This is a genomic window from Streptomyces sp. NPDC044002, assembly GCF_056434525.1.
In genome coordinates this window covers 67,752-90,725 of the sequence record NZ_JBWKEZ010000007.1, presented here as the reverse complement: position 1 = coordinate 90,725, position 22,974 = coordinate 67,752, and the positions used below count along the sequence as shown (strand labels likewise).

The following is a 22,974-nucleotide window of genomic DNA, read 5'->3' as shown; positions in this document are numbered from 1 at the left end:
GCACCCCGCCAGGACCCGTGAGTTGCAGGGATCTGCAATTGTGGAGGTCGCAAGGTGTGAAGAGGGCAGAACGGATGCCCTACGGAGGAACGGTTCCGGGTGGATGAGATGGGCAGTCAGGGGAGAAGTACACAGGTGAGCACGCCGCTGTACCAGCTGAAGGCAGAGTTCTTCAAAACGCTGGGGCACCCGGTGCGCATCCGCGTCCTGGAGCTCCTGTCCGAACGCGAGCACGCGGTCGCCGAGATGCTGCCCGAGGTCGGGGTGGAGGCCGCGAGTCTTTCCCAGCAGCTCGCCGTCCTGCGCAAGGCCAACCTGGTGGTCACCCGCCGCGAAGGATCGAACGTCCACTACAGCCTGACCCATCCCCAGATCGCCGAGCTCCTGAGGGTCGCCCGCGGCATCCTCTCCGGAGTCCTGGAAGGCCAGGCCGAACTCCTGGCCGACCTCAAGGCCGGCCGCCACACCTGAACGGCGCCCCACGGTGCCGGCCCCGCAGGGGCCGCACCCCACATGCGGCGGCCGTCTTCCGTTAGTGCGGGTTCAACGCGCTTCTGACACCGGGAGACGGCCGCTCTCTCCCACGCCGAACCCGCACCCCAGGCGCGCCCGGATCCCCCCCGGTCCCGGCCTCACTTCTGGGCGTGCTGCCCCAGGTAGAACAGCAACCAGACGAACCCGGCGAACACGTGCGTGCCGAAGATGTAGAAGAAGGCCCGCATCGCAACGCCCTTCTCCTTCCACTTCTCGTGCCCCGCCGCCGTGTCGTCCTCGGGCAGGTCGTTCCTCATGACGCGCCTTCCTTCCTGGTGCCCGGGCCCGCGGCCGGCCGGCGGCACGGACGGACGAGGACCTGCATGCCGTGCTGGCCGGCGTACGCGATGACGGCCGCCACCTCGCCGATCTCCACCGTGTGAACCTCCGGCTCCGGGCCGGTACCGAGGCAGGTGATCTCGTACAGCCGGGCGGCCTCTCCGCTGCTGCTGCTGGTCACGGCGTGCCTTCCGGAAGGATGAAGCGGACGACAACCGTCTTGCCGCACCCACCGGAGAAGGGCTCGATACGGACGTCGCCGCCGAACGTGCGCGCCAGGTCGGCCACCGTGCGCAGCCCCTGCCCGGCGGCCCGGCCGGCGTCGGCCAGCGTTATCGGGCGCGAGTCCAGGTCCCCGACGGAGGCCACAAGCAGGTGCTCGGTCATGTGGAGGGTGACCTCTGCGTCCGGGGAGCGCTGAGCGTGCCGGACGGCGTTGGTCACGAGTTCGCTGACCACCAAGAGCACGGCCCCGAAGAGCGCCGAGGAGCTCTCCAGCCCGAAGAGGACCAGAGAGCGTTCGGTGCGCTCGCGCGCGGCCCGCACGGAACCCGGCACCAGCGGCACCGTCCACACGTGCTTGCGTACCTCGACAGCCGTCTGCCCGCCGGGGCGCCTGGCCATCACCGACGCCCCAGACCCACCGAGGGCACCCCGGGGCTCATCGGGTGTCCTCCGCACCGGTGGCCACGCCGTGATCACGGGCCACGCGCAGCGCGTCCTCCAGCTCCTCCGTGGCCTGCGCCTCATCGAAGGCATCGCCAGCCTCCTGCGCAGCCTGGAGGCGAGCCCGCGCCACAAGGACCCGTTCCAGCGCCGCTTCCTCGAACCCGGCCACACCGCAACCCCCGTCCGTCATATCCAGAACTAGTAAATTGCATAACTCTGCAAGTCTAGCTGGTGCGGGTCCGCCCGGAAGTTCACCGGCCACGGCTGATCAGGGCACCTTGTGCACCAGCTGGCTGGTCAGCTCGTAGCGTGCGCCGACAATGGCCAGGCAGCCGTCGGCGATCCGGGCGGCGAGGTCCGGCTCGGCGGTAAGGCGCGCCCGGACCCGGCGCACGTTCTCGGTGACCGCCGCGTCGATCCGGGCCTCGCCCTCAAGCCCGTGATCGATCGCCGGCCGGATCCGGTCCGCCAGGTAGCGGATGTGCGCCGGGAGTGCGCCGCCGGCCTCGGCGTGCACGGCAGCGGCGACCGCTCCGCACCCCTGATGGCCCAGGACGACGATCAGCGGGACGTCCAGTTCCAGCACCCCGTACGCGATGCTGCCCAGGACCGCTTCGTCCAGGACCTCGCCCGCCGACCGCACGGTGAGCAGATCACCCAGCCCCTGGTCGAAGACCAACTCCGGTGGCACCCGCGAGTCCACGCACCCCAGGATCACCGCGAACGGGTGCTGCCCGCCCACCAGCGCCCGGCGGACATTGCCGGCACGGTCCGGATGGCTCTCGTGAAACGTTCGCCACCGCCGGTTCCCGGCCACCAGCTCACGCCACGCAGGCCCCGGCGCGCACGGCTGCGACCCGCCGACGGCTGCCGCCCCGGCTCGCACCCCCGAGGCAGCCGACGCCCCGCACATCAGCCCCGCCCCTAACGTCGCGGCCCCGCTCAACCCGGCACGCACCAGTCGGCGACGCGCGACGGACACCTCTGACCCACACCCACGATCGACACTCATGTCCGGACAAGCTAGACGCCTCCCGTGCCCGGGCGGCGGGCGCAGGCCCGGCCTTGAGCAAGATTTGGCCCACTCCACCCCAGGATCGGCCGACCCTCTTCGTGGACTGCGCCCTCAGCCCGAGCCGGCGACCAGTGCCTCACCGAGCGGGGTGCGCCGGTAGAGCACCGACCGTCCGGACCGGGCGCGGACGAGCAGCCCCGCGCCTCGCAGGATGGCGAGGTGGTCTCCTACCGCGCCGGGTGCCATGGCGAGGCTCCGGGCGAGGTGGCTGGTACTGGCCGGGGCGTCCAGTGCCGACAACAGCCGGGCTCGGGCCCGGCCGACCAGGGCGGTCAGCGCGTCCGGTTGGGGGGCGCTCTCCTGTTCGCCCCACAGGGCGGCGGTGCCGCGGGCACGATAGACCAGGGTCCTGGGCCAGGGGTCTTCCAGGTGGGCGGCGACATGCCCGACGAACACCGAAGGGATCAGCAGGAGCCCGTCGCCGACGAGGGGAACCGTTCCCCCTCGGAAGAAACCGATCTCGATGCCGCCGCCGCGCCAGGCGATGCCCGGGTGCAGGCTCTCGATGGTCGTGGCCCATCCGTGTTCGCCGAGCACACCCACCCGGTGCACGACGTCACGCTCACAGATCGCGCGCAGTTGCGGCCAGTCCGCGGCGAGCAGCTCGTGCCACGCCCGGTCCATCGCCTCGGCGATCCTGGAGACGGCGTCCGGCGAGTCCAGCACCGCGCGTACGCGGGGATCACGGGCGGACGGGCCGGTTGCGGTTGCGGCGAATTCGCGGCGGGCCGCTTCCAGCGGTGTGGCCCGGATCGCGGCCAGGTCGTCCGCCCACGTCTGGTTGAGGCCGCGCGGAGGCGGGGCTACGAAGTTCGGTCCGCCCTGCCGGGTCTGCAGGGCGAGGGCGGCGTTCAGTTCGGTCTCGCGGCGAAGCCGTTCAAAGGCCGGCATGAGCCGGGTGGCCCAGGCTCGCGGCAGCGGCGGGGTGTGGCCGGAGAGTGAGCGCAGCAGCAGGCAGAGGTCCAGCGCGGGCGACAGCGCGAAGCGGCTGCGCAGCAGGTCGTCGACGGAGACTTCGAAGCGCAGCACCCGGCCATGCTACTGCGGGGTATCTGCTCCGATTCGTCCAACCACGAATCAATGGTGAGTGACGGGGGCGCACGGCGAGGCTGGGCGCCATGAACCCGACCGCCGAATCCGCGCAGGGCAACCGCCGTGCCACCTACCGGGAGGTGCGGGCCGAGCCGCGGTTCCGGCTGCTCTTCTCGACCCGCACCGTCGCGGCACTCGGCCCGCACCGGACGCTCGCGGCAAGCGCCTCTGCTGCTGTTCTGCGGCTTCGGATTCTCCTACGGTCTCGGCCCGCAACGGACGTTGCTGGACGCCCTGCCGCAGGACGGCCAGGGTCAGGCCTTCGGCCTGCTCGGCTCCGGCAGCATGACGCTGCCGGGCGTCGGGCCGGCCCGCTTCGGCTCGGTAGCCGCAGGCATCGGAACGGGCGGCGCGATCGCCCTGCCCGGCGGCGCTCACCGCCGGCCGGATTCTCACGTGGCACCGGCCCAGTCGGGTCGGCCGCGAGTCGTCAAGCACCTCGCGCCCACCCCCACGTCTCCTTGTGACAGAGACGAGACCACGAACAACCCATGGAAGGCTCATGCCGCATGATCGATGAATTCGCGAAGGACAACTTGCACGGGAGACTGCGGCGGGACCGCGAGACCCTGCTCTGGAAACTCGACGGCTTGTCCGAATACGACGCCCGCCGGCCTCTGACGGCGACCGGGACCAACCTGCTCGGCCTGGTCAAGCACCTGGCCACCGTCGAGGCCAGGTACTTCGGCGAGGTCTTCGACCGCCCTTCCCCGGAACCGCTGTCCCGGTGGCAGGACTACGACGGAAGCGACCAGTGGGCGGCCGAGGACGAGACCCGCGACCAGATCATCGGGTTCTACCGGCGCACGTGGGAACACTCGGACGCGACGATCCGGGCGCTTCCCCTGGACGCCCCTGGCCACGTGCCGTGGTGGTCGGAGCCATACCCCAACACGAACCTGTTCGCCCTCACGGTCCACGTCCTCGGCGAGACCCTCCGCCACGCCGGCCACGCCGACATCCTCCGCGAGGGCCTCGACGGCCGGACCGGGCTGCGCGCCGAACACGAGAAGCAGATCGACGAGGAAGCCCGTGCCGCCCACTGTGCGAAGATCGAGATGGCCGCCAGGTCGGCCGTACCAGTCAAGGCTCAGACAATCGCTCGGGCGACTTGATGTGGAGGCGGCGGCTCGGGGCATGCCTTCGGACCCGGTGGCGCCGGCCCCCGTCACGGAGGACGGGGGAGGGCGTACCGGGTCCGAAGGGTGGGGCGGGGGCGGCTGTCAGGCCGTGCGGTGGCGGGTGTTGCGGTGGGCTTCGCGAGCCACCTTCAGGTAGAAGGCCACGTAGCTCTGCTCGGTGTGGGTGGCCAGTTCGCGGGCCAAGGGGTGGCGTTCGGCGAGGCGGTTGATGGGTACGACCATGGCGGCGTGGTGCTCAACGTGGAAGTTGTTGCCGTTGGTGTACCACTGGCTGAACCAACTGCCGCTGATCGTGCGGGTGTTCTGCAGAACGTCCGTGCTGCTGGTGTCGCACAGCACGTGCTCCGGCAGTTCCAGCAGGAAGTGGATCGGGATCGATATGAGGAGGGGTATCGCCCACAGGACGAGTACCGCACGGCCGTAGCCGGCGAAGCCGAGGGCCACGGCGGCCGCGATGGCCAGGGCGAACAGGCGGTACTCCGCGATGATCTGCTTCCTCGGGCGGTCGCCGATCTTGCCGCGGGTGTAGGTCCACGTGCCCGCGCAGCTCTTGACGACGTCGACGGCGACCTGGAACAGGCGCTCCGGGCTCAGCGTGCTGCGCAGCAGGGCGCCCCACGTCAGCGGCTTGCGCGTGTCGAAGCCGAAGAACTCCGAATCGTCCGGCGTGCCCAGGTACTTGTGGTGCTGGAGGTGCTGGACGCGGTAGTGGCTGTAGGCGGTCAGCAGGGGCAGCCCCAGCGCGATGCCGACCGGCCGGTGCAAGCCGCTGCGCCGGAACGACGAATGGTGCAGGCACTGGTGCTGGAGCTCGACCATGTGCGTGTAGATCGCCGCGAGCAGGAACACGCCGACGGATGTGCCGAGCCACCCGCAGGTCAGGGCAAGGAAGCCGCCGAAGACACCGATGGCCCCCGCGACCACCAGTTTCAGGACGAAGACCGTCTCATCGGTCTGCGAGACCCTTGTTCGCTCGAACAAAGGCTTGACTGCCGCGTTGCTGATGGTCATGATCCCCTCGTTGGATTGGTCGTCCGGCTCGTCGCATGGGTGGCTCCCCGGGCCGGGCAGGCGGCCGGATCGGCGCACTGCCCGGGCGGGACACCGGAGCCGGGAATTACCGCCAGGCCACCGTGGTCGTGGTGTTGTCGACGCGGTGAATCTCGCGGCCGGCAATCGAGTTCAGGATGCGGGCGCTGCGCCACGACGCCAGGCTGAGCAGGCTGTCGGCGATTCCGTGCGTGCGCTCCGCGAGGCCCTGGACGTAGATCTTCAGGTCCTCGGGGCCGTCGAAGTCGATGGTGTAGTCCGGGCGGATGGCGAAGTCCCCGTCGACGAGCCGCAGTCGGTCGTGCAGCGGCTTGAGGTACTCCGGGATGCCCCGCCGGTACCCGGTGCAGAAGATCACCAGGTCGACCGGGAGCCTCTCCACCGAGTCGTGGTTGACGTCGAGCAGCTCCGCGACGTAGTGGGAGCCGTCCCGCTCCAGGCCGACCGCCCGGCGCGACGGCAGGAGGCGGTGCCGCATCTGCGAGTCCAGCACCATGTCGAGGTGGTACAGGCGGCGGTAGACCGACGTGACGAGCTCGTCGGTGATCCCGTCGCCGCCCGCGTCCTTCTGCTCGCGCAGGATCTCGGCACGGCGCCGGTCGGAGAGGCCGTTGAAGTAGTCGACGAAGGGCGCCGCGAACCACTCGTTGGTGAACGGGGAGTCGTCCAGGGGCTGGAAGCCGATCCGGCTCGACGTCCAGGTGAGGGAGGACGGCAGCGCGTTCTCGTCGGAGAGCAGGTGGCTGACGACCTCGGCGCCGCTCTGGCCCGCGCCCACGACCAGGACCCGGCGGCCCTTCCACTCGGGGCGGACCGCGGTCAGCCGGCTGCTGTGCAGGACCGAGTCGCTCGCGAACGGCTTGGCGAAGTCCGGCAGGTGGGGTTCGGATCCCGAACCCAGGACGAGGGTACGGGTCGTACGGACGTCACCGCCCGACGAGGTGACCTCGAAACCCTCACCGGACAGGGCCACCGACTCCACGGGGGTGCCGAAGCGGACGGACGGCAGCTGCGCCGCGGCCCACTGGAAGTACTGCTCGAACTCGCGGCGCGAGCAGCCGAGGCCGTTGGCCTCCAGGAACCGGAACGCCCGCCCGTCCTGCACGAGGAAGTTCAGGAACGAGAACCGGCTCGTCGGGTCGACCAGCGTGACCAGGTCCCGGAAGAAGGTCACGGTGAGCTGGGAGTCGGGGAGCATGAGCCCGGGGTGCCACCGGAACTCCGGCTTCGCCTCGAGGAACTCGGCGGTCAGCTCGGTCACGGGGGCGGCCAGCGCGGCGAGGCTCAGGTTCGCCGGGCCCACGCCGATGCCGAGGAAATCAAAGTTGGTCATGGCTCGTCTTTCGTCCAGAGAGGGATCGTGCTGGCACTGCGCTGGGGGAGTCCCGTACCGCCTCAGCGGCGGTAGGTCTCCTCGACGCGGGCGATGCGACGCAGGAGCTCCGCGTCGTCGGGGGCCTTGACCACATAGGCGTCGAGGAAGTCGGTGGAATGGCGGACGCCGCCGCGTCCGTTCCCCGCCCCCCGGTGGCCGATGTGCTCCACGATGCCCAGGTCCGCGAACTCGGCGGGGTCGATGCCGAGTTCGTCGCTGCCGCCCGGGTAGAAGGCGATGAATCCGCAGGTCCCGCCGGTCTCGGAGGCCGGGGCGGGGCCCAGGGAGATGTCGAGACCGGCGTCCAGCCTGATCTGGGTCTCGACGATGTTGAACCCGTACTGCCACTGGATCACCGGCGGGATGATGCCGCCCGGCGGCCGGCCCGCGACCTCGCAGAAGACGAGTTCGTCGGCGGGGGTGTGGAACAGCTCCAGGTGGGTGGTGCCGTCCTGGAGGCCCAGGCCCCCGAGGACGGCCGTGTTGAGCTCGTTGATGCGCTGCTGCAGCTCGCCCTCGCGGACGAGTACGGTGCCGAAAATGCCGCCGGGCGAGTAGCCGGCCGGGTCCGCGAGGTACTTCCCGACGCTGGTGAAGAGGATCTCGCCGTCCTTGACGACCGAGTCGCAGTGGTAGATCTGGCCGGTGACGAAGTCCTCGATCTCGTAGTGGGACCCGGACAGGTCCAGGCCGGCCACCAGCGTACGGGCCTCCTCCAGCGTGTCGACCATGTAGAGGTCCTTGGCGGCCAGCCCCAGGCGGCTCTTGATGACCTTCCGCCCGGTGCTCCAGTCGACGTTCTCCAGGTCCGCGGTGCTGTCGAGGGCGGAGAACCCGGGCACCTTCGCCGCCCCGCAGGCGCGGACCGCCTCCTTCATGACCACCTTGTCGCGGAAGCGGGCGGCGGTGGCGTGGTCCATGCCCGGCAGGGAGAACTTGGTCCGCAGCTCGGCGGCCAGCAGGACGGCCCGCTCGTGCACGGCGATGACGCGGTCGATGCGGTGGTTGCGCAGCGTCCATTCGCAGATCGCCCGCCAGCGGTCCTCCTCCTCCGCGTCGCACAGCGACACGTGGGCGAGCGGATGGTCGGCGAGACCCGAGACGCCGCCGTGGAACTGGTTGCGCGTCACCAGGTGGATGTCGACCTCGTCGGTCGGCAGGATGTAGGTGCCGCCCCGGTTGAAGTGCGCGTACGGGTGCTTGTTGATGAACAGTGCGGTGGGAGTCATCAGGCGCTCGTCTCCAGGGTCCGGTCGGACACCGTGCAGTGGGCCTCCCGGAGGCCGAGGGGCCAGCCGAGGGCCCAGCGGGTCAGGTCGATCCCGGTCGCGCGGCGCACCAGCGCCGCCTCATCGGGGCTGCCGGGATGCGGGCGGGTGGCGATCACGTGGACCGCGTCGCCGGACACCCGGGCGCGGGTGCGGGAGGGCCCGTTCAGCAGGCCGGCGCCGTCGAGGTGGGAGCCGAGCGCCGCCGCGGCGGCGGCCTGCTCGTGCGGGGTCAGCGGCGGCCCGGCCTGCGCCGCGGACGCGGTGGGCAGCGGGGTTACGGCCAGCAGCCGGTGGTCGCCGTCCGTGGAGAAGGCGTGCAGGATCACCTCGCGGCCGGCCGGCCCGGTGGCGGCGGGGGACACGCCGGCCAGCCCGGCGAGCACCTCGGGCCGGAGGCCCGGGGTGCCGAGGAGCGCGCCCGCCAGGGCGGCCGCCCCCAGCCCCGCCGCGCTGAGCGAGACGACCGCGGTGGGGGCCAGCGGGGCCAGTACGTCCGTGACGAAGCCGGGGAACAGCTCGCCGGTGAAGTCGACCGAGTAGTAGCCGGACTGGTCGTCGACCAGGTCCGGTACGGGGGAGCCCGGCTGCTGGACGAACACGGTGTGGCAGCCGAGCGTGTGCGCGGTACGCGCGGTGGGCACGTCGGCGTCGATGACCACCAGGCGCAAGCCGGAGAGGTCCGGGCCCGGCACCGTCGGGCTGGTGGTGTGCTGGACGTCTACCATTGCGCGATTCCGATCCGGTCGTCCGGGCTGCCGCCGCAGTGCGACAGCTCCTGCCTGACGGAGACTTCCTCCCAGTCCTCCCTGCTGCGGACGTACCGGGGGTCCGCCGCGACGATGGAGCTCGTGGCGAGCCGCCCGTCCGCGAGCCGCCAGGTGACCGTGCCGGTGAGGGCGGAGCTGAGCCGGCCGATGAACGCCTCGCCGGCCGCCCGCAGTTCGCCGAACCAGCGGCCCTCCAGGGCCTCGCGCACCCAAATCTGCTCGATGTGGAGCTTCTCGCGGAGGGTCTCGGAGTCGAGCACCGCGGTTTCCAGGTGGCGGCGGGAGGCGAGCAGCAGCCTGGCGGCAGGCATCTCGCGCACCTCGAGGACCTTCACGCCGCCCGGCAGGTGCTCCAGGCCGGTGTAGCGGCCGAGGCCGTGGGCGCCCACGGTCCGGTTCAGCTGCTCGATGATGTCGATGAGGGGCAGTTCGCGGCCGTTCACGGACACCGGTACGCCGGCACGGAAGCCGACCTCGACGTACTCCGCCGGCACGGGGGCGTCGCGCCGCGCGGTCCAGCGGTAGTACTCCTCCGGGACGTCGTGGTCCTCGGGGTCGTCGAGCACGCCGGACTCGAACTCACGGCACCACAGGTTGGAGTCGCCGCTGGCGGTGCGTTCGGCCATCTGGTCCAGCCCGATGGACTGGAGCTCCTTTATCTTCTGCTCCCGGCTCACCGGTTCCAGGTCGTACGGGCTGCCGAACTCACCCTCGAAGCCGAGGAGTTCGAGCGCGCCGTTGATGCGCCGCAGGGTGTTCTGCGAGCGGTTGGCAGTGTGCAGGATGAGGGGGGCGCCCAGCTCCCGGGCCACGCCGACCGCGGTCTCGGCGATCAGTGGGCGGCTCAGCGAGGAGCTGATCGGGTGCGTGTCCAGGTAGATGGCGTGCGCGGCGATGGCGGGCCGGACGAACTCGTCGACGAAGCGCGTCCGCGCGTCGATCGCGTGCAGGCGCACCCCGAGGGAATCGGCGATCTGCTGGATCTGGGCGGGCTCCTCGTCGCTGCCCAGGCCCACGCTCACGGCGTGCACCTCGGTGGCTCCGGCCTGGACCAGCCTGTGCAGGAGGTAGGTGCTGTCCAGGCCGCCGCTGAACAGGGTGACGACGGGGCGTCGCACGTCGATGGTGTGGTGAGTGATGTCGCGAAAGGAGCGGACTCTCCTTCGACTTGTCTTCACACTGCACGTCCTTATGGTTCTGCTGGTGTTGAGTAGCGATGAGGGGTGTCGCCGGCCGCCGTCCGGACCGCGGCGGCGCGTCGGGACCGGGAGGGCCGGGATGGCGCGGGGTGGGTCAGGCCCCGGCGGCTTCCGCGGCAGAACCCTCCAGGCAGTCGCGCAGGAAGGAGAGCTTGGAGTAGAAGGTGCGCTCGGTGGTGATGCCCTGGTCGGCGAGGTACCGCTCGACGAGGGAGGTGAGCCGGTCCATGTCGGCGTCGATGGTCGTCGCGTCCATGCCGGCGTGGCGGCGGGTCTCCAGGTACTCCATCTCGACCTGCTTGAGCTTGCGGCCGGCGTGGTCCGGGACGGTGACCTCGTCCGTCTCGATGCCGAAGCAGTGACCGGTGGCGAGGGACTGGACGTTGACGTCGAACCGGGTACGGCGGAAGCCCGGCAGCTGGCGCACCGTCAGGCCCGGGTACGCGCGCGCCAGGTACCCCTCGAAGTCGCCGTCCTCGACCACCACGCCCTTCACGAAGGACTCCTCGCGGCGCAGCGCGTCCGCGGCGAACTTCTTGATCTTGAGCTGGTAACGGCCGTCCGGGTTCGCCTGGAACGCGATGTGACCGATTTCACCGGCCGGTGCCAGCACCTCGAAGTTGTGCTGGACGAAATGCCAGCGGGTGAGTTCGTAGCCGGGATCAGTGATGAATCCGGGGAACTCGCCGCGGTCGACCGCGCCCCATACCCGCTTGCTCAGGTCCCAGATGGACACCTCGTCGAGCAGGTTCAGCTTCTGCTCGATCTCGATACCTGATTCGGGGTTGAGGTACGCGGTGTTCTCGATGCGCACGTAATCCTGCAGGGAATCGGCGGCGGCGAGTGCGCGGTGGGTGAGTTCGGCGATACCTGTACTCGCCGCGTGCGCGAATTGTGTCACTCTTGTGAAGAGCGTGCCGATGCTGCGGACGCGGGCGCACACGAGGACTTCCGTGTACGACTCCTCGGGCCCGGTGTGCGTACGCAGAACAAGGAGAGCGCCCAGCGCCGAAAGGCCGGCCTCGGAAATTTCCGGATCCTTTGCCTCCGGTATTCCGGTCGCCCGCAGATACTCCTCGAACTCCGCCGTGAACGCGGTCGCCGCCCAGGAGGCGAGCGGCTCGGCCGGCGGTGCGAGGGTCAGCTCCGCGCCCGCCCCGGTCAGCACGGTGACCGTTCTGGCGGCCGTGTCCTCCCTGCGGAGGAACTCCATCGCGGCAGTTCCGCCGCCCTCCTCGGGGGCGAGCTCGGCCACGAGGACCGGCGCGCCCGGCGTGGCCGCCATCGAGTACTGGTGCGCGGCGTCGACGAAGACGAGGTGCCTGGCGACGGGCGCGCCGTGAGGTCCGTCACTGTGGTTCAACTGCGCGGTCAAGGAAGCTCCTAGAGCAGTACGCGGGGCATGAGGGAGGTGCGCGTCAATCGCGGGCGACCGCTCGGGGTGACGCGCCCTGAAGGGAATTGACGGCACCGGGATTTCGCAACGGAGGCGGGCCCGAAGGGGCGCACTGTGGCGACAAGGGAGAATCGGCCGGGGATCGGAAGTCCAGCCGCACGGCCACCAAGATGATCAGTGGCAGATTTAAGCAGTGTCTGGTTTGGCCGTCAACCGCTCCCCGCTTCCTTTCGATTTCACCGCCCCCGTCGGGAAATAGGGTAATTTCGGGGTGGAAACGGACATTTACCCCTCGGGTGAACGTGGAATTAACCTTCTTGACGCCCAGCGATCAATCACGCAAGCTTGATTGGCGATCTTGCTGGAACCGCACCAACGTTTCAGATCGACATACGGGGGCAGTGCATGGACGGCGCGAATCCGCGCGTTCTTTTGCTGGTGCTGGACGGTTTTGGATGGGCCCCAGAGGGCTCCCATAACCCGCTGTTGGAAGCTCACATTCCTTTTATCTCGGCACTGGCCGAGCAATCCCCTCCGACCCTGCTCGAGGCGTCGGGGGAAGTGGTCGGCCTGCCGGCCGGCCAGGTGGGCAACTCCGAGGTGGGGCACCTCACGATCGGCGCGGGGAGAACGATCCCGCAGGCGGCCGTCGTGATCGACCGGACCATCGCGGGCGACGGATTCCGCAGCAGACCGGAGCTGGCCTCGGTCTTCGAGAGGGCGATCGGGTCGAGATCCGCGGTGCACGTCATCGGCATCGCCTCGACCGGCGGCGCACACGGCCACGTCGACCACATCGCGGCCGTGCTGGACCTGGCCGAGGAGTTCGGCTGGTCGGACCGCACCTACGTCCATGCCGTCAGCGACGGGCGGGATGTTCCCGCTCACAGTGTGATTGACGATGTGTCAGGTCTGGTGAAACGCGGCGCCCGGCTGGCCACGGTCGTCGGGCGGTCCTTCGCCATGGACCGCTCTGGGCGCACCGAGAGAACCGCGGCGGTCGTCGCCGCACTGACCGGGGACGGTCCCGCACCCGTGCCGGACTGGCGTGCCGCCGTGCGGGAGCAGTACGACGGCGGAGCGACCGACGAGAACCTGCTGCCCGTCGTGCTCGACGCGCCCAGGATCGCGCCCGGCGACGAGATCGTCATGACCAACTTCCGCCCTGACGGCCTGCGTCAACTCGCCGTCGTGCTGGCAGGATCCGGTCACTCCCTCACCACCATGACGAAGTACAGTGACGACATCGCGGCACAGGTGGTGTTCGATCCGGGCCGGCTGGAGGGTACGCTGGCGCAGGCGGTTGCCGCTGCTGGCCTGAAGCAGCTGCACGTGGCCGAACGGGAGAAGTTCGGGCACGTCACGTATCTCCTCAACGGCTACACCCAGGTCCTTGAACCGGGTGAGCGGCACGTCCTTGTGCAGAGCCGGACCGACGTTCCCTCGTTCGACCGGGCTCCGGAGATGTCGGCCCGTAGGATCACCGAAGAGCTGCTGGCCGAAATCACCACGGGCGAAGCCCAGTTGATGGTCGCCAACCTCGCCAATGTCGACACCGTCGGACACACCGGCAACTACGACGCCGTACGCCGGGCCGCCGAGACCGTCGACGGGTGCGTGGCCGACCTCGCGGCCGCCGCGCGCGAGCACGGCGTGTTCATGGTGATCACCGCCGATCATGGCAACGCGGAGTGCATGCGCGAGGAGGACGGCGCCACGCCCCACACGCGGCACACGGCCAACCGTGTACCCCTGTGGGTGCTGGGGGCCGGCCGCGAACCGGCCCGGTCCGGCGACCTCCGCGACATCGCACCGACCTGCCTCCACCTCCTGGGCATCGACTCTCCGAAGGCGATGTCCGGTCGAGTTCTTTGAAGGACGTTTCATGGCAAGGCACAACGTGTTCGACGCGGTCAGCTTTCCCGTCCCGCCGGAACTGACCCGGGACGCCCCCCACGACGTACTCGCCGCCGAACTGCGGCCGTACGCCGAACGCTGTCTGAACGGTGACCCCGGCTACTTCGTGCTCACCGGACTGGGGCATCTCGACCTCGAAGGCCACCGCGCCTTCGCCCTCGCCGCCTCCGCGGCCCTGGGCGAGCTGCTGCCGCAAGACGGCGCCGGCACCCTGCTGCGCGAAGTCCGCTACCGTGGCGTGGAGTTGGGCGAGGGATCGACCGGCCGCTACTCCGACTCCCGGACCGGCGGGAACCTGCACACCGACTCCCCCCACCGCCCCGGTCAGGTACCCGACTACTTCGCCCTCAGCTGCGTCCGCCAGGCCGCCGTCGGCGGCGACCTCGTACTCGTCCGGCTGGCCGACATCGTCGAGCGACTCGCGTCGCGGCCCGACGTCCTCGAAACCCTGCGCACCCCCGTCCACTTCGACACCCGGGACGACACTCCCGGCGCCCCGCGGACGGTCCTCCGGCCGGTCCTGGACTCCCGCAACGGCAGCGACCGCGTGCACTACCTGCGGGAGTACATCGACATCGGCCACCGTCAGCCCGGAATCCAGCCGCTGACGCCCGAGCAGGTCCACGCGCTCGACACGCTGGACGCCCTGCTCGACTCGCCCGAGCTGCGGTCCCAGGGCCGTCTCCAGGAGGGCGAGATGATCTTCATCGACAACCGGTGGACCCTGCACGGCAGGGTGGAGTTCCGCGACCTCGACGGCGGTCACCAGCGGCTGATGCTGCGCACCTGGATCGCCGCCCAGGACTCCTGACCCACCGGATCACCCCGCACGAGCTTTTCCCGCCCGGCCGCGCTGTGCGCGCCGCGCGGTACTTCCACCTGCCCGCCGGGACCGCACGGCGCCCTTCGGTGTCCCCGGCATGCCCAGAAGGAGTAGCGTTGCCCGCTCATCGTACGTCGTTCCGCGAACTGATGGCCCGCGGCGAACTCGTCCGCGCCGCCGGTGCCCACGATGCCCTCGGCTCCACGCTCGCCCAGCAGGCCGGCTTCCAGGCGGTATGGGCGTCGAGCCTGGAGGTCTCCGCCTCCCGCTGCCTGCCTGACGCCAGCGTCCTGACCATGACCGAATACCTCGCCGCCGCGGCCAACATGCAGAAGGCGGTCGACATCCCCGTCGTCGCCGACGTGGACACCGGCTACGGCAACAACCTCAACGTGGCGCACATGGTCCACGAGTACGAGGCCGCCGGCATCACCGCGGTGGCCATGGAGGACAAGCTCTACCCCAAGGTCAACAGCTTCGCCTCCGCGGCGCAGACCTTGCTGCCGATCCCGGACTTCGTCAGCAAGATCGAGACTGCCAAGTCCGCCCAGCGCACCGAGGACTTCTTCCTCATCGCTCGCTGCGAGGCACTCATCAACCAGATGGGCGTCGACGAGGCCCTGACCCGGTGCAACGCCTACGCGGACGCCGGCGCGGACGCCATCCTGATCCACTCCAAGAAGCGCGACGAGGGCGAGATCGTCGAGTTCCTCGACGCCTGGGACGGCCGCCGGCCCGTCGTCATCGTGCCGACCACCTACCCGCAGTGGAGCGCGGCCGAGGCCGAGAAGCACGGCGTTTCCATGGTGATCTACGCCAACCAGGGCCTGCGGGCCACGGTCCAGGCCCTGCGGGACACGTTCACGGCCATCGTCGCCGAGGGCAGCTCCCTGGGCGTCGAGGACGAGATCGCGCCCGTCTCGGACGTCTTCGCCCTGCAGAACCTCGGCGATTGGCTGGCGCTCGAGAAATGATCTCCAACGACGAATTCTGCGCGGCCCTCAAGGACCGCGGCTTCGACTTCGTGGCCGGTGTGCCGTGCTCGTTCTTCAGCGGCCCCATCGACCAGCTGACACGCGACGGGCTGTACCTCGCCGCGTCCAACGAGGGCGCCGCGCTGGCCGCCGCCGCCGGCGCCACGGTCGCCGGGCACCGCTCGGCGGTCATCGCCCAGAACTCCGGGCTCGGCAACCTCATCAACCCGCTGACCTCGCTGGCGCAGACCTACGAGATCCCCGTCCTGGTGTTCATGAGCCTGCGCGGCTGGCCGGACCCCACCAAGGACGAACCGCAGCACGCCGTGATGGGAACCGCCACGCACCAGATCCTGGACGCCGTGGGCATCGCGCACGTGACCGTGCCGGCCGCAGCGGACGCGCAGGCGTTTGGCGCGGCGCTCGACCGCGCCGTGGCGGAGATGGCCGAGGGCCGGACCGTGTTCGTGCTGACCGAGAAGGGCGCCATCGCCAAGCACGAGACCCCGGTCGCGGACCCGGGCGGCGGCCTCAGCCGCCTGGAGGTGCTCAGGGCGATCGAACCCGTGGTCGCCGAGGCCGCCGTCATCTCGACGACGGGCTACACCTCCCGGGAGCTCTTCGGTGCCACCGGCTCCAAGGAGCACTTCTACATGCAGGGGTCGATGGGCCACGCGGCCGCGTTCGGCCTCGGGGTGGCCCTGCGCACCCCCGACAAGCCCGTGGTCGTCCTCGACGGCGACGGCGCCGCCATCATGCACATGGGCACCATGTCGTCCGTGGGTGCCTCGGCCCCCGCCAACCTCGTCCACCTCGTGTTCGACAACGGCACGTACGAGTCGACCGGCGGCCAGGCCACCACGTCCCACGCCACCGACTTCGCGGCGGTCGCCCTCGGCTCGGGCTACGCCACGGCGCGGACCTGCCGCACCCTCGACGAGGTCGTGGACGGCCTGGCCACCGCGCTCCGCGAGACCGGCCCGCACCTGCTGCACGTCCACGTGGCCAGCACCGGCACGTCCTTCTCCCGCGCGACGGCGGCGATGACCACCCGGGACATCCGGGACGGTTTCGCGGGCCGGCTGGGTGTCCAGGAGCCCCCCCTTGACGCCTGACACGCGCGGGGACGACACCGTTCCGGTGACCTTCGGGGCCGGTGCGGTCCGCGAACTGGACGCGCTGATCGAGCAGTCCGGCGCCCGCCGGGTGCTGGTCGTGGCCACCGAGAGCGGACTGGTGCGGACCGGGTTCGAGCACTGGCTGGACGCCCCCAGCCACCGGCTCTTCGCGGACTTCCGGCCGAACCCCGACCTGGCGGACGTACTCGCCGGCTGCGCCCTGCGCGACAGCTGGCGGCCCGACCTCGTCGTGGGTCTGGGCGGCGGCAGCGCCATGGACGTGGCCAAACTGGTGCGCGGGCTGCCCGCCGGGCGCGACGCGGCCCTCGCCTGCCTCACGGGCGGCGAGGGCCCCGTCGCCACCGACGTGGGCGGGCTCCTGCTGGTGCCCACCACCAGCGGTACGGGCAGCGAGGTCACGCGGTTCGCCACCGTCTTCGACGGCGAGCGCAAGTACTCCTTCGACCACCCCCTGGCCGCCGCCACGCGGTCCGTGATCGATCCGGAGCTCACCGCCAGCTGCCCGGCGGACGTCCTGACCAGCTGTGCGATGGACGCCCTCTGCCACGCCGTCGAGTCGCTGTGGGCCCGACGGTCGGATCCGGGCTCCCGGGCCCACGCGCTCGACGCGCTGCGCGGCCTGGCCGGGCCGCTCGGCGACGGGCTGAAGGACACGTCGGCACCGGTGCGCGAGGAGCTCGCCCGCTGCTCACTGGCCGCGGGCCGGGCGATCAACATCACCCGCACCACGGCCGCGCACGCCTTCGCGTACCGGCTCACCCGCCGGTACGGCGTCCCGCACGGGGTCGCCTGCCTGCTCAACCTCCAGTGGCTGTACGGCTACAACCTCGAGCGAGCCGGGACCCACTGCGACGACGAGCGCGGGGCGGCCCACGTCCACGCCCAGCTGGAGGCCGTGGCCGCCGCCTGGGGCATCGAGCCGCGAGGGGTGCCGGAGCGGCTCGGCCGGCTGCTGTCGGACCTGGGGTGGTCCCCGCGGCTGTCCGACTACGGGGTGTCCGCCGAGGACCTCCCGGAGCAGGTCGAGGCGGGCCTGGGGTCGACGGCCCGGGCCGGCAACAACCCCGTGCGCCTCGACGGCGCGCTGGTGCTGCGGGCTCTGCGCGAGATCCACTGATTCAGGAGGAGACGGGCGTGAAGAAGGCAGCTCCCTACGGGACGTGGAACTCCCCGATTTCGGCCGAGGACGTCAGCGCCACGGACAGCCACCCCAACTGGCCGGGCTTCGTCGGCGATGAGATCTGGTGGTCGGAGCGGCTGCCCCACGAGGGCGGCCGTACGACACTCATGCGGCGCACCGCCGACGCGGCCGAGGCGCGCAGCGTCCTGCCCGCCCCCTGGAACGTGCGCAGCAGGGTGATGGAGTACGGCGGCCGGGCCTGGGCCGGGAAGCAGACGGCGGACGGCCCCCTGGTCGTCTTCGTCCGGGCCGAGGACCAGCGCCTCTACCGGTTCGAACCCGAAGCCGCCGGCGCGGTTCCGCAGCCCCTCACGCCCGTCTCAGGAGCCGCCCTCGGCCAGTGCTTCGCCGACCCGGTCCTGGCGCCGCGCACCGTCGCCGCGCGTTCGGCGGGGGAGGTGTGGTGCGTACGCGAGACCACTGGGCCCGACGGGGTGCCGCGGCGCGACCTGGTGGCGGTGCCGCTGGACGGCTCCGCCGCCGAGGACGCCGCCGCGATCCGCCCGCTGGCCGGCGGGCACGATTTCCTGACCGGCCCCCAGGTGTCCCCCGACGGCCGGCACGTCGCCTGGATCGGCTGGGACCACCCGGACATGCCGTGGGACGCCAGCCGGGTCCAGGTGGCGGCCGTCGGCCCCGACGGCACGCTCGCTGTGCTCGACGGGGTCGCGCCGCGCCCCACGGACAGCGCAGGCAGAGCAGGCCGAGCGGACATGGCAGCGGATACGGCAGACACGGCCCGCACCCTGGATACGCCGGAGTCGGTGGCGCAGGTGGTCTGGACGGACGACGGCGCGCTGTACGCCCTGACGGACCGGCCGGGCTGGTGGAACGTCCACCGCGTGCCGCTCGACGGCGGCGAGCCCGTCAACGTGTGCCCGCGCCAAGAGGAGTTCGGCGGGGCGCTGACCAAGCTGGGCCTGACCTGGTGCGCATCGCTGGAGGGCGGGCGGCTGGCCGTCCTGCACGGTACGCACGCGTTGACCCTCTCGATCCTCGACCCGGCCACCGGCGAACTGTGCGCACTGCCCTGTCCGTTCACGGAGTGGGAGCCGCTGCTGGCCAGCGACGGCCGCCGGCTGGTCGCCATCGGCGCCAGCGCGGTGGCCGACTTCACGACCGTGTGCTTCGACACCCGCGCCGGCACCTACGCCACCCTGTCGGTGCCCCGGGCCACGGCCGACCCGGAGCTTCTGCCCCGGCCCGAGGCCAGGTCGTTCGAGGGACCGGACGGCCGCGAGGTCCACGCCGTGGTCTTCCCGCCGCGCCACCCCGACGTCGAAGGGCCGGCCGGCGAGCTCCCCCCGTACGTCGTGTTCGCCCACAGCGGTCCCACCAGCCGCTTCCCCATGGCCTACGACCTCCAGGTCGCCTACTTCACCAGCCGCGGCATCGGTGTCGTCGGGGTCAACTACGGCGGCTCCACCGGATACGGCCGGCAGTACCGCGAACGGCTGCGGCACGCGTGGGGCGTCACCGACGTGGCGGACTGCGCGGCGGTCGCCCGCGGGCTCGCCGCCGAGGGCAGCGCCGACCCGGCGCGGCTGGCCATCCGCGGCGCGAGTGCGGGCGGTTGGACCGCGGCGGTCTCCCTGACCGCCACGGACACGTACTGCTGCGCCGCCCTGTACTACCCCGTCCTGGACCCGGTGTCCTGGCGGGAGTCCCAGAACGGCGGCTTCGAGGCCTTCTACCTCGACACGCTCATCGGCCCGTGGCCGCAGGCCCGGGAGCGGTACCTGGTCCGCTCCCCGGCGCACTCCGCCGACCGGGTCGAGGCGCCCTTCCTGCTCCTCCAGGGCAGCGCGGACCCGATCTGCCCGCCGTCGCAGGCCGAGCGCTTCCTGGCGGGCGTACGGCCAGGGGCGGCGCCCCACCGGCACGTGGTGTTCGAGGGCGAGCGGCACGGGTTCAAGCGCGGTACCACCATCATCGAATGCATCGAGGCGGAACTGACCATGTACAAGCAGGCGTTCGGGGTCGCCGCGGGCGGTGCGCCCGGGCCGGCCGAGCCGGAACCCGGCTTGTCGGCACCGGAGTTGGTACACGAGCTGGTGCGGTCCCAGGCGCTGCGTGCTCCCGGACGCGTCGCGGTGCGGGACGCCGACGGCCCCTGCACGTACGCCGAACTGCTGGCCCGCGCCGAGGAACTGGGCGAACGGCTGCGGGCGGCCGGGGTCCGGGCCGGCGACCGGGTCGGCATCCACCTCGACAGGTCCCGGGACCTGGTGGCCGGCATGCTCGCCGTCCTCCTGAGCGGCGGCTCCTACCTGCCGCTCGACCCGGAGTACCCGGCGGACAGGCTGTCGTTCATGATCGACGACGCCCGGCCCGCGGCGCTGCTCACCCGGCTCGGGCTGAACGTGCCCCCGCACGGGACGGACCAGCGGCTGGTGTACGTGGACGGGGAGCCGTCGGGGAGCGGTGCGGCCCCCGCCGCCGAAGCCCCCGCCGCCCGGCGCCCGGCCGCCGTGACTCCGGACGACGCCGCGTTCGTCATCTACACCTCGGGGTCCACCGGTACGCCCAAGGGCGCCGTGCTGCCGCACCGGGGCATCGCCAACATCCTGCGGCACAGCCTCGCCGAGTTCGGCTTCGGCGCGGACGACGCGGTGCTCGCCCTGGCCCCGGTGTCCTTCGACTTCGCCCAGCTGGAGATCCTGCTGCCGCTGGTCGCCGGCGGCGCCGTACATCTGGTCGACCGCGCCGTGGCCCGGGACCCGGAGCTGCTGGACGCGGCGCTGACCGCCGGCGGCGCCACCTTCGTCATGGGCACGCCCTCCATGCTCGCGGCCCTGACGGCCTCGGGCTGGCGGCCCGGGAGCCGGTTGTCGATCGTCTCGGGCGGGGAGGCCCTGACCGGCTCGCTGGCCGCCGCGCTGGCCGGTGCGGGCGCACTGTGGAACATCTACGGGCCCACCGAGACCTCGGTCTACTCCCTCTGCGAGCGGGTCGGCGCCGACGCGGCAGGTGACATCACCCTTGGCCGGCCCGTGGGCAATACGGTCGTGGAGATCCTGCGGGACGGCGAGCGCTGTGCCGACGGCGAGACCGGTGAGATCCACATCGGCGGCCACGGCCTGGCCGCCGGCTACCTCGGCCGGCCCGACCTGACCGAACAGCGTTTCATCGCCGACCCGTTCCGCCCCGGCGGCCGCCTCTACCGCACCGGCGACCTGGCCAGGCGCCGGCCCGACGGGCGGATCGCCTACGAGGGCCGCAACGACGACCAGGTCAAGGTCCGCGGCCATCGGGTCGAGCTCGGCGAGGTGGAGGAGCGGCTCCGCGGCCACGACGGGGTCCGCGCCGCCGCCGTGGTGGCGGAGCGGGCCCACCACTCCCTGCGCCTGGTCGCCTACGTCGTCCTCGCCGAGGGCACCGACACCGCCGGCCTGCGCGCGCACCTCGCCCGGTCGCTGCCCGCCTACGCCCTGCCTTCCCGGTTCGTCGCCCTCGACGAGATCCCGCTGAGCCCGAACGGCAAGACCGACCGCCGGGCGCTGCGTGAACTCGGCGGCCCCGCGGCCGCCGAGAGCCCGGAACTGGCCGGCATCTGGCGCGACGTCCTGGGCGCGGCGACGGTTGAGGACACCGACAACTTCTTCGACATCGGCGGTGACAGCCTCAGCGCCATGGAGGTCGTCGTCCGGGCCCGCCAGGCCGGCATCCCCATCCGCCCCGCCGACCTCTACGGCACCGCTACGCTCGGCGAACTGCTGGCGCTCGCTGCGGAGCGACGCGCCGCCGCGCCCGCCGGCCCGGCACCCGCCGCCGACCTGCCGCCGGCCTTGTCACCGGCCCAGCACCGCTTTCTGGACTGGGGATACCGGGAGTCCGACCACTACAACGTCTCCGTCCTCCTCGACGTGGACGGCACCGTCGACCGGGCGACCCTGGGCACCGCCCTGGGACTGCTGGCCGACCGCCACCCGGCGCTGCGGCTGCGCCTGACCGGGCCCGTGGAGGCGCCCGAGGCCGTCACGGACCCCGCGCCGCCGGTACCGCTGTCCTGGCACGAGCTGCCGCCGGGCACCGAGGCGGAGGAGGACGAGGCGTTCCTGGCGGAGGCCGACCGCCTGCAGCGCTCCCTCAGCCTGCGCGAGGGCCCCGTCTGGCGGGTCGCCGTCTTCGCCGGCCGCCGCGGCCACCGGCTGCTGCTGGTCTTCCACCACCTGGTCACCGACGGCATGTCCCGCAAGATCCTCACCCGCGACCTCGGGACGCTGTACGACCAGGTGGCCGCGGGCCGCACCGCCGGGCTCCCGGCGGCTGTGTCCTGGGCCGCGCACGCAGGCACCCTGCGCCGCTTCGCCAACGGCCCACTGGACCGGCACTTCCTGCGCCGCTGGGAGGCGCTGCCCTGGGACGCCCTGCGCCCGCTGCCCGCCGACCGGGCCACCGGCAGCATGCACCTGCGCCACATCAGGTCCTTCGCCACCACGGTGGCCCCGGCCGCCGAGGCCGGCCCGGCCGAGCAAGAGGAACTGCTCGTCCTCGCGCTGGTGATGGCCGTCACCGCGGAGACCGGCGCGCGCGCCGCGGCCGTCGACGTGTGCCGGCACGGCCGCACCGACCCGACCGGCGGACCCGGCTTCCCCGACACCGTCGGATGGCTCAACAGCATCGCCCCCTACGTGCTGGCACTGCCCGAGCACAGCGGTCGGAGCGGGCAGACCGGCCCGGAAGCGGACGCCGACGCCACCGTCGCCGCAGCGCTGCGCCGGCAGATCGGCGAGATCCGCGACATGGAGCAGACCTGGGGCGCGCTGCGCCACCTGCACGACGACCCCGCCGTCCGCCACCGGCTCTGCGCCCTGCCCGAGCCGGACGTCTACCTCAACTTCCTCGGCCACCGCATGAACGACCTCGGCCCGAGCGGACCGTTCCGGGCCCGCGCCGGGGCGGTGGGCACCGAGATGACCACGGACCGCACCCAGCCCTACGCGGTGAAGCTCTACGCGCAGTACGTCCCGGCAGGCATGGAGCTGTGCTGGCAGTTCAGCTCCGACGTGCACGACGAGGACCGGATCCGGCGCGTCGCCCGGGCGACCGAGCAGTGGATGGAACGGCTTTCCCCTTGACCCAGACCGCC

General features: G+C 71.6%; 20 protein-coding genes and 1 pseudogene. 10 read left to right on the top strand and 11 right to left on the bottom strand.

The features are described from left to right. Positions 1-135: 135 nt before the first annotated feature. A complete protein-coding gene (locus AC07A6_RS07770) occupies positions 136-471 on the top strand; it encodes an ArsR/SmtB family transcription factor (protein ID WP_045946683.1) in 336 nt (111 codons plus the stop codon). 161 nt (positions 472-632) lie between these two features. Here AC07A6_RS07770 and AC07A6_RS07765 read toward each other — a convergent pair whose 3' ends face one another. The 3 genes from AC07A6_RS07765 to AC07A6_RS07755 are packed head-to-tail and all read right to left on the bottom strand — an operon-like array spanning position 633 to position 1,437. Beyond that, positions 633-791, bottom strand: coding sequence for a DUF6126 family protein (locus tag AC07A6_RS07765; RefSeq protein WP_362463279.1), 159 nt, complete (start codon positions 789-791; stop codon positions 633-635). After that, complete coding sequence (locus AC07A6_RS07760) at positions 788-994, bottom strand: hypothetical protein (RefSeq protein ID WP_362463281.1); 207 nt, start codon at positions 992-994, stop codon at positions 788-790. The genes AC07A6_RS07765 and AC07A6_RS07760 overlap by 4 nt, the downstream gene beginning before the upstream one ends. Beyond that, a complete protein-coding gene (locus AC07A6_RS07755) occupies positions 991-1,437 on the bottom strand; it encodes an ATP-binding protein (RefSeq protein WP_478776441.1) in 447 nt (148 codons plus the stop codon). Before AC07A6_RS07755 ends, AC07A6_RS07760 begins: the two co-directional genes overlap by 4 nt. Before the next feature lie 70 nt (positions 1,438-1,507). On the opposite strand from AC07A6_RS07755, the gene AC07A6_RS07750 reads away from it, so the two are divergent. Then, positions 1,508-1,684 carry a hypothetical protein gene (locus AC07A6_RS07750; RefSeq protein WP_362463287.1) on the top strand — a complete coding sequence of 59 codons (177 nt, stop codon included), beginning with the start codon at positions 1,508-1,510 and terminating at the stop codon, positions 1,682-1,684. 66 nt (positions 1,685-1,750) lie between these two features. Here the strand turns inward: AC07A6_RS07750 and AC07A6_RS07745 are convergent, their stop codons facing one another. Next, positions 1,751-2,494, bottom strand: a complete 744-nt coding sequence (locus tag AC07A6_RS07745) for a carbonic anhydrase (RefSeq protein ID WP_478776440.1) — start codon at positions 2,492-2,494, stop codon at positions 1,751-1,753. Positions 2,495-2,608: 114 nt separating this feature from the next. Beyond that, complete coding sequence (locus AC07A6_RS07740; RefSeq protein WP_478776439.1) at positions 2,609-3,586, bottom strand: ArsR/SmtB family transcription factor; 978 nt, start codon at positions 3,584-3,586, stop codon at positions 2,609-2,611. 228 nt (positions 3,587-3,814) lie between these two features. Between AC07A6_RS07740 and AC07A6_RS07735 the strand changes: the two are divergent. Beyond that, positions 3,815-4,169: pseudogene (locus AC07A6_RS07735) on the top strand (hypothetical protein); the annotation flags it as partial. Beyond that, complete coding sequence (locus AC07A6_RS07730; RefSeq protein ID WP_478776438.1) at positions 4,159-4,764, top strand: DinB family protein; 606 nt, start codon at positions 4,159-4,161, stop codon at positions 4,762-4,764. The pseudogene AC07A6_RS07735 and the gene AC07A6_RS07730, both read left to right, overlap by 11 nt. A 108-nt stretch (positions 4,765-4,872) precedes the next feature. Here the strand turns inward: AC07A6_RS07730 and AC07A6_RS07725 are convergent, their stop codons facing one another. From AC07A6_RS07725 to AC07A6_RS07700, 6 genes are all read right to left on the bottom strand, one after another. Further along, positions 4,873-5,802: a fatty acid desaturase family protein gene (locus AC07A6_RS07725; RefSeq protein ID WP_478776437.1), complete on the bottom strand. Its 930-nt coding sequence runs from the start codon at positions 5,800-5,802 to the stop codon at positions 4,873-4,875. 106 nt (positions 5,803-5,908) lie between these two features. Beyond that, positions 5,909-7,174: a lysine N(6)-hydroxylase/L-ornithine N(5)-oxygenase family protein gene (locus AC07A6_RS07720; RefSeq protein WP_362463305.1), complete on the bottom strand. Its 1,266-nt coding sequence runs from the start codon at positions 7,172-7,174 to the stop codon at positions 5,909-5,911. A 62-nt stretch (positions 7,175-7,236) separates the two neighbouring features. Beyond that, positions 7,237-8,445 (bottom strand): ATP-grasp domain-containing protein, encoded by a 1,209-nt coding sequence (locus tag AC07A6_RS07715; protein WP_478776436.1) that lies wholly within the window; start codon positions 8,443-8,445, stop codon positions 7,237-7,239. After that, positions 8,445-9,212: a hypothetical protein gene (locus AC07A6_RS07710; RefSeq protein ID WP_478776435.1), complete on the bottom strand. Its 768-nt coding sequence runs from the start codon at positions 9,210-9,212 to the stop codon at positions 8,445-8,447. Before AC07A6_RS07710 ends, AC07A6_RS07715 begins: the two co-directional genes overlap by 1 nt. Further along, positions 9,206-10,432 carry an argininosuccinate synthase-related protein gene (locus tag AC07A6_RS07705; RefSeq protein WP_478776434.1) on the bottom strand — a complete coding sequence of 409 codons (1,227 nt, stop codon included), beginning with the start codon at positions 10,430-10,432 and terminating at the stop codon, positions 9,206-9,208. Before AC07A6_RS07705 ends, AC07A6_RS07710 begins: the two co-directional genes overlap by 7 nt. 115 nt (positions 10,433-10,547) lie before the next feature. After that, positions 10,548-11,828: a hypothetical protein gene (locus tag AC07A6_RS07700; protein WP_478776433.1), complete on the bottom strand. Its 1,281-nt coding sequence runs from the start codon at positions 11,826-11,828 to the stop codon at positions 10,548-10,550. A gap of 426 nt (positions 11,829-12,254) precedes the next feature. Between AC07A6_RS07700 and gpmI the strand changes: the two genes are divergently transcribed. From gpmI to AC07A6_RS07670, 6 genes are all read left to right on the top strand, one after another. Next, positions 12,255-13,724: a 2,3-bisphosphoglycerate-independent phosphoglycerate mutase gene (gpmI, locus tag AC07A6_RS07695; protein WP_478776432.1), complete on the top strand. Its 1,470-nt coding sequence runs from the start codon at positions 12,255-12,257 to the stop codon at positions 13,722-13,724. A gap of 10 nt (positions 13,725-13,734) precedes the next feature. Then, a complete protein-coding gene (locus tag AC07A6_RS07690; RefSeq protein ID WP_478776431.1) occupies positions 13,735-14,577 on the top strand; it encodes a TauD/TfdA family dioxygenase in 843 nt (280 codons plus the stop codon). 128 nt (positions 14,578-14,705) lie between these two features. Next, complete coding sequence (locus AC07A6_RS07685) at positions 14,706-15,563, top strand: isocitrate lyase/phosphoenolpyruvate mutase family protein (protein ID WP_362463323.1); 858 nt, start codon at positions 14,706-14,708, stop codon at positions 15,561-15,563. Then, a complete protein-coding gene (aepY, locus tag AC07A6_RS07680; protein ID WP_478776430.1) occupies positions 15,560-16,678 on the top strand; it encodes a phosphonopyruvate decarboxylase in 1,119 nt (372 codons plus the stop codon). The genes AC07A6_RS07685 and aepY overlap by 4 nt, the downstream gene beginning before the upstream one ends. Then, positions 16,668-17,819, top strand: a complete 1,152-nt coding sequence (locus AC07A6_RS07675; protein ID WP_386273986.1) for a phosphonoacetaldehyde reductase — start codon at positions 16,668-16,670, stop codon at positions 17,817-17,819. Before aepY ends, AC07A6_RS07675 begins: the two co-directional genes overlap by 11 nt. A gap of 17 nt (positions 17,820-17,836) precedes the next feature. Then, positions 17,837-22,963 (top strand): S9 family peptidase, encoded by a 5,127-nt coding sequence (locus AC07A6_RS07670; protein ID WP_478776429.1) that lies wholly within the window; start codon positions 17,837-17,839, stop codon positions 22,961-22,963. The last annotated feature ends 11 nt before the right edge of the window (positions 22,964-22,974 follow it).

Excerpts from the sequence above, each read along its gene's own strand:
- AC07A6_RS07765 (WP_362463279.1), bottom strand. The coding sequence starts at position 791 with ATGAGGAACGACCTGCCCGAGGACGACACGGCGGCGGGGCACGAGAAG.
- AC07A6_RS07755 (WP_478776441.1), bottom strand. The coding sequence starts at position 1,437 with ATGGCCAGGCGCCCCGGCGGGCAGACGGCTGTCGAGGTACGCAAGCAC.
- AC07A6_RS07745 (WP_478776440.1), bottom strand. The coding sequence starts at position 2,494 with ATGAGTGTCGATCGTGGGTGTGGGTCAGAGGTGTCCGTCGCGCGTCGC.
- AC07A6_RS07730 (WP_478776438.1), top strand. The coding sequence starts at position 4,159 with ATGATCGATGAATTCGCGAAGGACAACTTGCACGGGAGACTGCGGCGG.
- AC07A6_RS07725 (WP_478776437.1), bottom strand. The coding sequence starts at position 5,802 with ATGACCATCAGCAACGCGGCAGTCAAGCCTTTGTTCGAGCGAACAAGG.
- AC07A6_RS07720 (WP_362463305.1), bottom strand. The coding sequence starts at position 7,174 with ATGACCAACTTTGATTTCCTCGGCATCGGCGTGGGCCCGGCGAACCTG.
- AC07A6_RS07715 (WP_478776436.1), bottom strand. The coding sequence starts at position 8,445 with ATGACTCCCACCGCACTGTTCATCAACAAGCACCCGTACGCGCACTTC.
- AC07A6_RS07710 (WP_478776435.1), bottom strand. The coding sequence starts at position 9,212 with ATGGTAGACGTCCAGCACACCACCAGCCCGACGGTGCCGGGCCCGGAC.
- gpmI (WP_478776432.1), top strand. The coding sequence starts at position 12,255 with ATGGACGGCGCGAATCCGCGCGTTCTTTTGCTGGTGCTGGACGGTTTT.
- AC07A6_RS07690 (WP_478776431.1), top strand. The coding sequence starts at position 13,735 with ATGGCAAGGCACAACGTGTTCGACGCGGTCAGCTTTCCCGTCCCGCCG.
- aepY (WP_478776430.1), top strand. The coding sequence starts at position 15,560 with ATGATCTCCAACGACGAATTCTGCGCGGCCCTCAAGGACCGCGGCTTC.